Origin of the sequence: Candidatus Fonsibacter ubiquis (genome assembly GCF_002688585.1) — a bacterium.
In the GTDB taxonomy this organism is placed as follows: domain Bacteria; phylum Pseudomonadota; class Alphaproteobacteria; order Pelagibacterales; family Pelagibacteraceae; genus Fontibacterium; species Fontibacterium commune.
The window spans coordinates 794168-806958 of record NZ_CP024034.1; the positions used below are offsets into that span (position 1 = coordinate 794168).

The following is a 12791-nucleotide window of genomic DNA, read 5'->3' on the forward strand; positions in this document are numbered from 1 at the left end:
AATATCTGTTTATTGAAGCAGTATATATATTTACTAGGATGCAAAATTACTAGACTTTTTTTGAAGCCACAATCTGATCTTTTAAAGATAAAAGTTCATTATAGTGGGCCTCATTCATATTCTTAGACAATGATTCTTCAGCATCGTTCAATTTACTCTGAAGTTTCAAATTATTAACTTGTTCAATTAAATCGTTTAAAAAATTATCAAATTTTTCATCATTTAAATTTTCTGAGATTCCTTTTATAGAAGAAAATTCATTTATATCTTTAATTATTTGACTAAAATTATTTTCTTCTAAGTGTTTTAGTAAATTAAAATCTTTAAAAGTCTCAATCTTTTCTAAAATATTTACCAAAACTTTTCTTAACTCTTCTAAATTTTTATTATGAAAATTGATTAATGAAAGCTTATCAAATTGATTTCTCAAAATTAAAAAATTATTTAAAAAAAGATACATTAATGAAAATTCTTTAAGTTCAAAAGAAGAGTATCTTGTAATTTTTCTTGTAAGTTCTTTTGTTTTATTTAGTGGCTTAATATTTTTATTTTTTTTATTTGAAAACTGTTCAAAAATTCTATTTTTAAAAAAACTTATATAGTGTTTTTTTACAGTTGAGTCTTGTATTAACAAACATGTATCCATTAATCTTTTTTCAAATCCTGCTCTTTCTTCTGGTTGCGTCGATTGTAAATTTTGTAAATTATTTTCAAAAATAAAATTACCAATATCAATTTTTTGATCTAATAAAATTTCAAAATTATTTCTTCCATTTTTTCTTATAAAAGAATCTGGATCAAAACCATTTGGTAAAATTAAAAATGATAATGAATAATTAGGCTTCATGTAAGCAATTAGCTTTTCAGAAATTTTTTGGGCTGCATTTTGTCCACTTCTATCACCATCAAAACAAACCAATGGATCATTAAAATAGCGCCACACTAAATTTAAATGAGACTCTGTCATTGCAGTACCAAGTGTTGCAACTACATTTTTAAAGCCAGCCTGGTAAAGACTTATCGCATCCATGTAACCCTCAACTACAAAAACTATACTACTTTGTTTGTTTTCAGTTTTTGCATTATTTAAGTTATATAAATTAAAACCTTTCTTAAAAAATTCAGTTTCTGGTGAATTAATATATTTTGCTAAATAATTTTGACCTAAAGCTCTTCCTCCAAATCCAATCACTTTGTTATTGTAATCAAAAATTGGAAACATTAGTCTATTTTTGAATCTATCTACAAGTTTATTATTCTTTTCATCGTGAAAAAAAATACCACTCTCAATAAGTTCTTTTTGATTAAAATTACTAAATAACGAAACATTCAAACCATAATCTCCAGAATATCCTATTTTGAATGTGGACAAAATTTCTTGGGTTAAGCCTCTATCAAAAGCATATTTTTTAACAATTTCATTATCAAAAAAATTTTTTTGATAATGCTGTAAGGCAATGGTTAATATTTCATCATATTTTTTTCTTTTATTTTCTACTTCAATATTCTCTTTCGTAAATTTGAATACTGGCATTCCCGCTTTGGCTGCTAATTTTCGAACAGCATCACCAAAGTTTAATTTTTCAACTTTAACTAAAAAATCAAAAATATTTCCATGCTCCCCTGAACTAAAACAATGGTAAAATCCTTTTTCATCATTAATAGTAAATGATGGCGTTTTTTCTTTGGAAAAAGGAGATAAGCCAACAAATTCTCTACCTCTTCTTTTTAATTGAACTGTAGCGCCTACTATGTCGGAAACTTTTACTCTTTGCTTTATCTCTTCTAAATACTCTTTTGGAAATTTCATTTACTTAATAATTCTTTTAAAAAAGCTCCTGCTTTAGAAAAGTCTATACTCCCAGAATATTTAGACTTTAAAATTGCCATCGCTTTTCCCATGTCTTTGATTGAAACGGCCCCTACTTCCTTGATTGCACTTTCACAAACTTTCTTGGTGTCATTGTCATCTAATTGTTTTGGAAGAAATTCTTGAATAATATTTATTTCCTTGTTCTCTTTTTCAGCCAAATCATTTCTAGAAGCTTTTTTATAAATTTCTAATGACTCTCTTCTCTGTTTTAGCATTTTATTAAAAACTGCAATTACATCTTCATCTTTAATTGAAGTATCTTTTAACCCTGCTCCTCTTTTTTCAATCTCTTTATCTTTAAGAGCAGATATAATAAGTCTTAAAGTAAGAACCTTATCTTTGTCTTGTTTAAGTGCCGATTCTTTTAATTGAGCATTTATCTTATCTAATAAATTCATAAGTTTTAAATTACTCTAAATAATTCAATTGCTCAAAAGAAAATATTAGCAACTTGACTGGTGTTTAACTTTTTCATAATGTTCGCCAACTTTTAAATAACTTAAAAGCTCTTAACTCATGGGTTGTATTTGTCTAAAGAAAATAATTTAGAAAATAAATACAAAATTAAAAATTCAATTGATACTAATGCTATTTTAATTCTTGAAGATGGAGAGCAATTTCGTGGATTTGGAATTGGTGCGTACGGAATTTCTTCTGGTGAAATATGTTTTAATACCTCAATTACTGGCTACCAAGAAATATTAACCGACCCCTCTTATTCTGGGCAAATTATAAATTTTACTTTTCCTCATATCGGTAACGTAGGTACTAATAATGAAGATTTTGAAGCTGAAAAAACCTGGGTTAAAGGAGCAATATTTAGTGCGGAAGTATCTCATTCGTCAAACTATCGTGCTTTAGAAAATTTAGATGAATGGTTAAAAAGAAATAATATTACAGCAATTTATGGGATTGATACTAGAAAACTTACTTTAAAGATAAGAAAATTTGGACCCAAAAAAGCAACAGTAGCTTTTAATAAAAATAATAATCATGACTTAACACATCTTTTAGATATTACAAAAAAATTGCCAAGTTTAGAAAACTTAGACCTTACTCAAGAAGTTACCTGCAAAAAATCCTATCAATGGGTTGGTAATAAATTATGGAATACTAAAGGATATGAAATCCAAAAAAATCAAAAATATAATATTGTCGCAATTGATTACGGGATAAAAACTAATATTTTAAGAAATTTTTCTGAACTGGGTTGCAAGGTAACTGTTGTACCTTCTATAACTCCTTCTAAGGATATACTTGCTTTAAAACCAGATGGAGTTTTTTTATCTAATGGCCCTGGAGATCCTGATCTTACAGGAAGATATGCAGTTAAAACAATTCAAGAAATAATATCTGCAAATATTCCAGTATTTGGAATATGCCTTGGTCATCAATTACTAGCATTAAGCCTTGGTGCAAAAACAAAAAGGATGCATCAAGGGCACAGAGGCGCAAACCATCCTGTTAAAAATTTGACGAGTAATAAAGTAGAAATCACAAGTCAAAATCATGGATTTGAAGTTACAAAAGATAGTTTGCCTAAAGATGTTGAGGTTACTCATGTATCTCTTTTTGATACTTCAATTGAAGGTATAAAATCAAAAATCAAACCTGTATTTTCTGTGCAGTACCATCCGGAAGCTTCTCCTGGACCGCATGATAGCAATTATCTTTTTAAAGATTTTATAAATTTAATAGAAAAAAATAAAATTAATGCCTAAAAGAAAAGATATAAAATCAATCTTAGTAATAGGTGCTGGACCAATTGTTATTGGTCAAGCATGTGAATTTGATTATTCAGGAACGCAAGCATGTAAAGCATTAAGGTCTGATGGATATAGAATTATCCTAATCAATTCAAACCCAGCAACTATTATGACTGATCCTGATGTTGCTGATAAAACTTATATTGAACCCATCACCACTGAAATTATTGAAGAAATTATAAAAAAAGAAAAACCCGATGCAATATTACCAACTATGGGTGGACAAACTGCTCTTAATGCAGCAATGGCTCTAAAAAAAGAGGGAATTTTAAAAAAATATAATATTGAATTAATAGGAGCAAACTCTGAGGCAATAGAGAATGCTGAGGATCGAGAAAAGTTTAAAAAAAATATGACCGATATTGGTCTTGAATGTGCAAAGTCTATGATTTGCAGATCAATTGAAGATGCAAAAAAAAGTTTAAAATTGATTGGACTGCCTGCAATCATTAGACCTTCTTTTACACTTGGCGGATCCGGTGGTGGAATTGCTTATACGGAGGAAGAGTATTTAAAAATTATTGCAAATGGTCTCGATCTTTCTCCAACAAAAGAGGTTCTAATTGAAGAGTCCTTATTAGGGTGGAAAGAGTTTGAAATGGAAGTAGTTAGAGATAAAAACGATAACTGCATAATTATTTGCTCAATAGAAAATGTTGATCCAATGGGAATTCATACTGGCGACTCAATTACTGTAGCTCCGGCATTAACATTAACTGATAAAGAATATCAGATTATGAGAGACGCTTCTTTTAAATGTATTAGAAAAATTGGAGTTGAAACAGGAGGGTCGAATGTTCAATTTGCAATCAATCCAAAAAATGGAAGGATGATTATTATTGAAATGAATCCAAGAGTTTCAAGATCTTCTGCATTAGCTTCTAAAGCAACAGGATTTCCAATAGCAAAAGTGGCCGCAAAACTTGCTGTTGGCTATACTTTAGATGAATTAAAAAATGAAATCACGGGAACAACACCTGCTTCATTCGAGCCTACAATTGACTATGTGGTAACTAAAATTCCAAGATTTGCATTTGAAAAATTCAAAAATACCGAAGCAATATTAGGAACAGCAATGAAATCTGTTGGTGAAGTAATGTCTATAGGAGCAAACTTTAAAGAGTCCGTTCAAAAAGCATTGTGTTCATTGGAAATTGGACTTGATGGTTTTGATCAATATGAAGCAATAGATCTTCAAGATTTAAAAAAAAAACTTATAGAAAGGACTCCTCAAAAGATACTTTATGTAGCAGAGGCTTTTAGAAGAGACTTAAGACTCGACGAAATTTACGAAATGACAAAAATAGATAAGTGGTTTTTAGAGCAAATTCAACAACTGATTATTGTAGAAAATAATATTAAAGATGAGGACGTTTTAAATAATAAAGAAAAACTTCAATATATTAAATCGATAGGTTTTTCTGATAAAAAAATTGCAAAGATTTTAAAAATAAAAAGTAATGAAGTCAGGACTGCTAGAAATAAATTTAAAATTCATCCTATATATAAAAAAATTGATACATGCGCTGGAGAGTTTGATTCTAAAACTCCTTACATGTACTCCACTTATGCAAGCAACGACCTGAGTGGTTGCGAATCTGAACCAACGAATAAGAAAAAAGTTATTATTCTAGGAAGTGGACCAAATAGAATAGGACAAGGAGTAGAGTTTGATTACTGCTGCTGCCAAGCAAGTTATGCTTTAAAAGAAATTAATTATGAGACTATCATGATTAACTGCAATCCAGAAACAGTTTCAACAGATTATGATACAAGTGATAGATTGTATTTTGAACCTTTGACTGAAGAGCACGTCATTGAAATAATTAATAAAGAAAAAAGTAACGGTTCCCTTTTTGGTGTTATAGTTCAATTTGGAGGCCAGACTCCATTAAAACTTGCAAAATTTATTCATGAAAATAGTATTCCAATTTTAGGCACACAACTTGAATCTATTGATCTTGCTGAGGATAGAGAAAAATTTAAAAATTTTGTAATCAAAGAAGAATTGCTTCAAGCTGAAAGTGGTCTTGCAAGATCAGAGGCAGAGGCAATTGAAATCGCAAAAAAAATAAATTTTCCAATTGTAATTAGGCCTTCTTATGTTTTAGGTGGTAGAGCGATGGAAATTGTTTACGATGAAGATCATCTTAAAAAATATATAAAAGAGGCAGTTAAAGTTTCAGGAAAAGATCCTGTTTTGATAGATAAGTTCATTAACGATGCAATTGAAGTTGATGTTGATGCTATTTGTGATGGCACAGATGTTTTTATTGCAGGGATAATGGAACATATTGAAGAAGCAGGAATTCATTCTGGAGATTCTGCATGCTGCATCCCTCCATATTCATTAAAAAATAATATTATTGAAGAAATATCTAAACAAACAAAAAAAATTGCCTTTGGTTTAAAAGTTTTAGGACTTTTAAACATTCAATTTGCTATAAAAGATGATCGAGTTTATGTTTTAGAAGTAAATCCAAGAGCCAGCAGAACAGTTCCATTTGTGGCTAAATCTATTGGAGTTCCTGTTGCAAAAATTGCAACTAAAGTAATGACAGGATTAAAATTAAAAGATCTAAATTTAAATAAAAAAAATCATAAATTATATTCTGTAAAAGAAGCTGTATTTCCTTTTAACAAGTTTCCAAATGTGGACACCTTGTTGGGCCCTGAGATGAAATCAACAGGAGAAGTTATGGGTATAGATAAAAGCTTTGGTCTTGCATTTGCTAAAAGTCAATTTGCAACGGGTAATAAAATTCCAAAATCTGGAGTTGCTTTCTTATCGGTAAAGAAAGATGATAGAAAACATATTTTAAAAATTGCACAAGAACTTAAAAAATCAGGATTTAGTATTCTTGGAACTTCAGGGACTTCTGATTTTTTAAATTCATCAGGAGTTGAATGTAAAAAAATAAATAAAGTTATGGAAGGAAAACCTCATATTGAGGAATCTTTAAATGAAAAAAAAATTTCTTTAGTTATAAATACATCTCAAGGTAAGCAATCCATAAAAGACTCTTTTTCACTTAGAAGAGCAGCGCTTACAAGTGGCACCCCCTACTACACAACTATAGCTGGAGCTAATGCAATTACTGAAGCTATTAAGTCTTTAAAAAATTCTAAATTTGAAGTTCTTGCTTTGCAAGATATAAATTAATTAACTTTCCAATCAGTTTCGAACGTTACATAGTTTACCTGGAGACATCTTCTGTCTCTTTTGATTTCTTTTTTTTCTAATCCATGCCAAGTGTCAGGACCGCTTGTAAAAACGTAGCCATAATTATTTTTATAAGGAACTGTTTTTACTAACTTCAAATTCTTGTCATAAAAATCTGTACCTAATTCTTCGGACTCATAATTATCTGGATTTGCAAATAATAGGCAGGACATCAATTTTTCTTTAATATCACAATGGGGCTTAAGCCAAAAACCAACCCTGTCAGCAATAATCTCAACGCGCACATAAGCTTTGGTCAAATCTTTTTTAATTTTTGAACCGATGTATTTTGCTGTTTCCATTTTACATAATTCATCAATAAATTTTTTTAGGTAGGGATATTCTTTATAATTATCTTTTGTCACAAATTCTCTAATCTTTCCTGCTTTACCGCCCGTGGGGTCACCGGATCTATATGTGCCTGCACCTCCATCAACTGCTCTAGTACCATCAAAATCAATTTTAACTTCTGGAACTTTTGCCTCACAAATTTCTCTTATTTGTTGGTCTGTTAATGGCTCTGTTAACTCCCAATGATCAAATGGATAACTAGAGTGTACTGAATTATTTTGAAATGATTTTAAAAAACTCATTAAATTTAATTTAACCTTTCTTTTATTATTGTTGCAATCCGATTTGTCTCATCTAGAGCTGGGTATTTCCAATAATCAGTACTTTCTCCAAGAAATCTGATAATTCCTTTTTCTTTAAAACTGTTAAGAAAATACTCAAATCTTTTATTTCTTCTCTTAGCCTTCATTTTAGCCACAAATATAGGCTTTTGTGTGATAGCACACTCGGAAATCATCGAAGTAGAATCGCAAGTTACGATGATTGTTTTGGATATTTTTAGAGCTGATAAATAAAATTCTTTACTCACAAAATCAATGATAACTGCTGAATTTAAAAAAAACTTTTTAGCAAAATCAATAATATTTTCAGGCGTTCTTCTTGATCTAATAAGAATTAGTTTAAAACCTTTGTCTAAAAAAATATCTTTTATTAATAAAAAAATATTTCCTAGATCGATCTCATTAAAATCATAATATCTGTTAGGGCCACCTAAGATTAAAGAAACAATCTTATTTTCTTCTGATAAATTATATTTTGAAAAAAAATTATTACTACTTTCCACCTCTTGTTTTGTAATATAATGAAGAGCTCCAAATGTGCTTAGCACGTTACTACCTATTATTTGGTCATGTTCTGGTGCAACAATTAAATCAAAATTTGAAAAGTTAACTTTAGGATTTTGGATATGAATATTAAATAAATTCTTATTATTTCTTTTTAAAAATAAAGAGGAAATAATACTATTTTTACCACATGAAATAAGTAGTTGATTTTCTATTTGATCTGGAATCTTTCCATCTATTACAGACTTACTAATAGGAACTAAATTTATAGGAAAATATCTCCACGGTCTTTTTAAATTTACAAAACAATGATTAAAATCTAATTTTAAAGCTTTGGCTAAGCCTTCTACTTGACTCACCATGCCATGGGCACCCTCAGTTAATAATAATGCTTTAAAATATCTCATTGTTTAAAATGATAATTAATTATAAGTATTATTAATTAAAATCTACAATGAATGTCGATAAGATAAATAAACTAATTATTATTGGATCTGGTCCTGCCGGATACACAGCTGCAATTTACGCTGCAAGAGCGATGCTTGAACCAATTTTAATTGCTGGTTCCCAACCAGGTGGTCAACTAACGATCACGACTGATGTTGAAAATTTTCCAGGATTTGCAGATGTGATTCAGGGTCCTTGGCTAATGGAACAAATGAAAGAACAAGCGCTAAAAGTTGGAACAAAATTTATTGAAGATCATATTTCTACAGTTAATTTTAATAAAAAACCCTTTGAGATAATTGGAGACTCAGGAACACATTACTTTACTGAAAGCGTCATTATTTCAACCGGCGCACAGGCAAGATGGTTAAATTTGCCCTCAGAGGAAAAATATAAAGGATTTGGTGTTTCTGCTTGTGCAACTTGTGACGGTTTTTTTTATAAAAACAAGGATGTTGTTGTTGTAGGAGGTGGAAACTCTGCAGTTGAAGAGTCTTTGTTTCTTACAAATTTTGCAAAAAAAATAACACTCATTCATAGAAAAAGTGAATTAAAAGCAGAAAAATTATTACAAAAGAAATTATTTTCACATCCTAAAATCAGCGTAATTTGGGATAGCGTTGTCTCAGAAATTATTGGAACAGAAAATCCTAAGGGAGTAACTGCTGTTAAATTAAAAAATATTAAAACAAACAAAATCACAGAATTACAAACGCACGGACTTTTTGTTGCAATTGGACATGATCCTGCAACTGCTTTGTTTAAAGGACAAATTAATATGGATAATAGTGGTTACATAATAACTCAGCCTGACTCTACAAAAACTAATATTCCAGGGGTATTTGCGGCTGGAGATGTAAAAGATAAATTATATAGACAAGCTGTTACGGCAGCGGGGATGGGATGTATGGCTGCCCTTGAAGCCGAAAAACATTTGTCTAATCACTAAAACTATTTGAGACTCTCGCAGAAAGTTTTAATTTTCATTAAAGCTTTTTCTAAAATTTGCATAGAAGTTGCGTAGGAAATTCTAAAATAACCCTCAAGTCCAAATGCTGACCCTTGAACAATTGCAACTCCAGTCTCTTCTAATAGGTAAGAGGCAAAATCTGTATCATTTTTAATAATTTTTCCACTAGTAGTTTTTTTATTCATTAATTTCTTACAATTTGGAAAAACATAAAATGCCCCCTGTGGATTAACACAGGTTAATCCGTTAGTACTATTTAAAGCCTTAACAACAAAATCTCTTCTCTTTTTAAATTCTAAAGCCCTAGAATGAATAAAGCTTTGGTCGCCATTAAGAGCTTCAACAGCAGCAGCCTGGCTAATAGAGGATGGATTGGTTGTTGATTGAGATTGAATTTTTTGTATTGCTTTTATTAAAGATTTTGGACCTGCGGCATAACCAATTCTCCAACCAGTCATAGCATAAGCTTTGCTCACACCATTTACAACTAAGGTTCTGTCTTTTAAAGAATCGTCTATTTCTAAAATATTTACAAATCTTGAGTCATTTGCACCCTTCTTATCTTGGTAAAGAATATGTTCGTAAATATCGTCTGTTAAAATATTTACATGTTTATATTTTTTTAAAACTTTAACTATTTCTATTAGTTCCGATCTTGAATAACACATTCCAGTTGGATTTCCTGGTGAATTTAAAATAAACCACTTTGTTTTATTTGTTATTAATTTATCAAGTTGATTAGCAGAAATTTTAAAATCACTTTGTTCATCACATTCTACAAATTTTGGAGTTCCTCCAGCTAATAAAACCATATCAGGATATGAAACCCAATAAGGTGCTGGAATAATAACTTCATCTCCAGGATTAATTGTTGCAAGAATACAGTTATAAATTACCTGCTTACCTCCGGTGCCAACAGTAATATTGTCAACTTCAAAACTTAAATTATTTTCTTTTTTAAATTTGTTTACTATTGCTTTTTTCAACTCTGTAGTCCCATCAACGGGCGTATATTTTGTTTGACCTTCCTTTATTGCTTTAATTGCCGCTGCTTTTATATTATCAGGGGTATCAAAATCCGGTTCTCCGGATGCCAGCGCTATTACTTCTTTTCCACTTTCTTTTAAGAGTCTAGCTTTCTGAGTAATTGCAATTGTAGGAGATTCTTTTATTCTCGATAAAGAAGTTGATAGTATAGACATCTAAATTAATTATATTTTGGAATATGCAAAATCTTTCGGAAACTAATATATTAGATAAAACAAATACTAAAGCACTTTCTTTAAAAAAATTAGAAGGAGGAAAAAAATTTCAACTAATAACTGAATACACTCCTGCTGGTGACCAACCAAAAGCTATCTCTTTTTTAAAAACAGAAATATTAAACCAAAAAAAAAATCAAGTTTTACTTGGAGTCACAGGTTCTGGAAAAACTTTTACAATGGCTAAAATCATTGAAGAATTAAATCGTCCAGCCTTAATCCTCGCTCCAAATAAAACTTTAGCTGCCCAATTGTATGGTGAAATGAAAAATTTTTTTCCTAATAACGCAGTTGAATATTTTGTTTCTTATTATGATTACTACACTCCAGAAGCTTATGTTCCAAGATCAGACACCTATATTGAAAAAGAAGCTTCTATAAATGAACAAATAGATAGAATGAGACATTCAGCAACTAGGTCACTCTTAGAAAGAGATGATGTGATTATTGTTTCAAGTGTCTCGTGTATTTACGGATTAGGATCTGTCGACTCTTATAGTAAAATGACTTTGGTTTTTAAAAAAAATGAGAGCTATGAAAGAGAAAAGATTATTAAAGGACTAGTTGAACTTCAGTACAAAAGAAATGATCAAAATTTTTATAGAGGAACTTTTAGAGTTCGGGGTGAAAATATAGAAGTTTTCCCATCTCATTATGAGGATGAAGCATGGAGAATTACAATTGAAGATAATAAAATAGTACAGATAAAGTCATTTGATCCGTTAACTGGAACCGACAATAAAGAAATAAATTTAATAAAATTGTACGGAAATAGTCACTACATTACTCCAAGACCAACAGTAGAAAAAGCAATCAAAGAAATAAAAAAAGAATTAATTATTACTTTAGAAAAATTTAGAAATGAAAAAAAACTTTTAGAAGCACAAAGACTAGAAGAAAGAACTAGATACGATCTTGAAATGATAGAGGCCACAGGAAGTTGTGCTGGAATAGAAAATTATTCTAGATTCTTATCTGGTAGAAATCCTGGTGAACCGCCGCCAACATTATTTGAATATCTTCCTGATAATTGTTTAGTATTTGTTGATGAAAGCCACGTCACAATTCCTCAATTAAACGGTATGTACAAAGGAGATTATACCAGAAAAAAAACTTTATCTGATTACGGTTTTAGACTCCCTTCTTGTATGGATAATAGACCTTTAAAATTTGAAGAATGGGATATGATGAGACCTCAAACAATTTTTGTTTCCGCAACTCCAAGTGAATGGGAATTAAAACAAAGCAAAGGAGTTTTTGCAGAACAAATTATAAGACCCACTGGACTTATAGATCCTCAAATTTTTATTCGACCTGCTAAAAATCAGGTAGATGACTTATTAAATGAATGCATTACAGTTTCTAAAAATAATCAAAGAATACTAGTCACTACTCTTACAAAAAAAATGGCTGAGGATTTAACAGAATACCTTGATGAAAATGGAATTAAAGTTCGTTACATGCATTCTGATATTGATACGCTAGAAAGAATAGAAATAATAAGAGATTTAAGGCTAGGTATATTTGATGTTTTAATTGGTATTAATCTTTTAAGAGAAGGATTGGATATACCAGAGTGTGCTCTTGTTGCGATTTTAGATGCTGATAAAGAAGGCTTCTTAAGATCTGAAAGATCCTTAATACAAACCATCGGAAGAGCGGCAAGGAATATTGATGGTAAAGTGATTTTATATGCAGATAAAGAAACAGAAAGTATTAAAAAGGCTATCAATGAAACTAATAGAAGAAGAACTAAGCAAATAGAATATAATAAAAAAAATAAAATAACTGCCCAATCTATTAAATCAAAAATTAATGACATTTTAGAGGGAGTATTTGAAAAAGATTACGTTACTTTTAATAATGATATCCCAATCGGTGATAATCTTAAAAAACACCTAAAAATGCTAGAAAAAGAAATGAAAAAAGCTGCCGATAATTTAGAATTTGAGCAAGCAGCAAAAATAAGAGATGAAATAAGAAAACTTCAAGAAATTGAGTTAGAAATTAATATGAGTAGTAAAATTAAAGTTTATAACAATGATGTAAAAACAGAATTAATAGGACGATCGACCCAAGGTAGGGCTGGAATGGTTGTAAAAAAGAAAAGATAA

9 protein-coding genes are annotated in these 12791 nt (G+C 30.0%); 4 read left to right on the plus strand and 5 right to left on the minus strand.

The window, feature by feature from the left end; all coding sequences use genetic code 11:
• Positions 1 to 49: 49 nt before the first annotated feature.
• The gene (gene dnaG / locus CR143_RS04335) at positions 50 to 1810 is read right to left on the minus strand and encodes a DNA primase (protein ID WP_099340609.1); all 1761 of its coding nucleotides are present in this window, start codon (positions 1808 to 1810) and stop codon (positions 50 to 52) included.
• The gene (locus CR143_RS04340) at positions 1807 to 2271 is read right to left on the minus strand and encodes a GatB/YqeY domain-containing protein (RefSeq protein ID WP_099340610.1); all 465 of its coding nucleotides are present in this window, start codon (positions 2269 to 2271) and stop codon (positions 1807 to 1809) included. The genes dnaG and CR143_RS04340 overlap by 4 nt, the downstream gene beginning before the upstream one ends.
• A 129-nt stretch (positions 2272 to 2400) precedes the next feature.
• On the opposite strand from CR143_RS04340, the gene carA reads away from it, so the two are divergent.
• Entirely contained in the window at positions 2401 to 3594 is a 1194-nt protein-coding gene (carA, locus tag CR143_RS04345; RefSeq protein WP_099340611.1) for a glutamine-hydrolyzing carbamoyl-phosphate synthase small subunit, read from the plus strand.
• Positions 3587 to 6802 carry a carbamoyl-phosphate synthase large subunit gene (gene carB, locus CR143_RS04350; RefSeq protein WP_099340612.1) on the plus strand — a complete coding sequence of 1072 codons (3216 nt, stop codon included), beginning with the start codon at positions 3587 to 3589 and terminating at the stop codon, positions 6800 to 6802. Before carA ends, carB begins: the two co-directional genes overlap by 8 nt.
• Here carB and CR143_RS04355 read toward each other — a convergent pair.
• Both CR143_RS04355 and CR143_RS04360 read right to left on the minus strand, forming a co-directional pair.
• Positions 6799 to 7455: a hypothetical protein gene (locus CR143_RS04355; RefSeq protein WP_099340613.1), complete on the minus strand. Its 657-nt coding sequence runs from the start codon at positions 7453 to 7455 to the stop codon at positions 6799 to 6801. The genes carB and CR143_RS04355 overlap by 4 nt on opposite strands.
• A gap of 5 nt (positions 7456 to 7460) precedes the next feature.
• On the minus strand, positions 7461 to 8405 hold the full coding sequence (locus CR143_RS04360; protein WP_099340614.1) for a mitochondrial fission ELM1 family protein: 945 nt from the start codon (positions 8403 to 8405) through the stop codon (positions 7461 to 7463).
• Positions 8406 to 8452: 47 nt separating this feature from the next.
• On the opposite strand from CR143_RS04360, the gene trxB reads away from it, so the two are divergent.
• Entirely contained in the window at positions 8453 to 9394 is a 942-nt protein-coding gene (trxB, locus tag CR143_RS04365) for a thioredoxin-disulfide reductase (protein WP_099340615.1), read from the plus strand.
• Between the two features lie 2 nt (positions 9395 to 9396).
• Here trxB and CR143_RS04370 read toward each other — a convergent pair whose 3' ends face one another.
• The gene (locus CR143_RS04370) at positions 9397 to 10617 is read right to left on the minus strand and encodes a pyridoxal phosphate-dependent aminotransferase (RefSeq protein ID WP_099340616.1); all 1221 of its coding nucleotides are present in this window, start codon (positions 10615 to 10617) and stop codon (positions 9397 to 9399) included.
• A gap of 23 nt (positions 10618 to 10640) precedes the next feature.
• On the opposite strand from CR143_RS04370, the gene uvrB reads away from it, so the two are divergent.
• On the plus strand, positions 10641 to 12791 hold the full coding sequence (gene uvrB, locus CR143_RS04375) for an excinuclease ABC subunit UvrB (RefSeq protein ID WP_099340617.1): 2151 nt from the start codon (positions 10641 to 10643) through the stop codon (positions 12789 to 12791).

What these genes read in the sequence shown, in the direction of transcription:
- dnaG (WP_099340609.1), bottom strand. Translation starts at nt 1,810, where the DNA reads ATGAAATTTCCAAAAGAGTATTTAGAAGAGATAAAGCAAAGAGTAAAA.
- CR143_RS04340 (WP_099340610.1), bottom strand. Translation starts at nt 2,271, where the DNA reads ATGAATTTATTAGATAAGATAAATGCTCAATTAAAAGAATCGGCACTT.
- carB (WP_099340612.1), top strand. Translation starts at nt 3,587, where the DNA reads ATGCCTAAAAGAAAAGATATAAAATCAATCTTAGTAATAGGTGCTGGA.
- CR143_RS04355 (WP_099340613.1), bottom strand. Translation starts at nt 7,455, where the DNA reads ATGAGTTTTTTAAAATCATTTCAAAATAATTCAGTACACTCTAGTTAT.
- CR143_RS04360 (WP_099340614.1), bottom strand. Translation starts at nt 8,405, where the DNA reads ATGAGATATTTTAAAGCATTATTATTAACTGAGGGTGCCCATGGCATG.
- trxB (WP_099340615.1), top strand. Translation starts at nt 8,453, where the DNA reads ATGAATGTCGATAAGATAAATAAACTAATTATTATTGGATCTGGTCCT.
- CR143_RS04370 (WP_099340616.1), bottom strand. Translation starts at nt 10,617, where the DNA reads ATGTCTATACTATCAACTTCTTTATCGAGAATAAAAGAATCTCCTACA.
- uvrB (WP_099340617.1), top strand. Translation starts at nt 10,641, where the DNA reads ATGCAAAATCTTTCGGAAACTAATATATTAGATAAAACAAATACTAAA.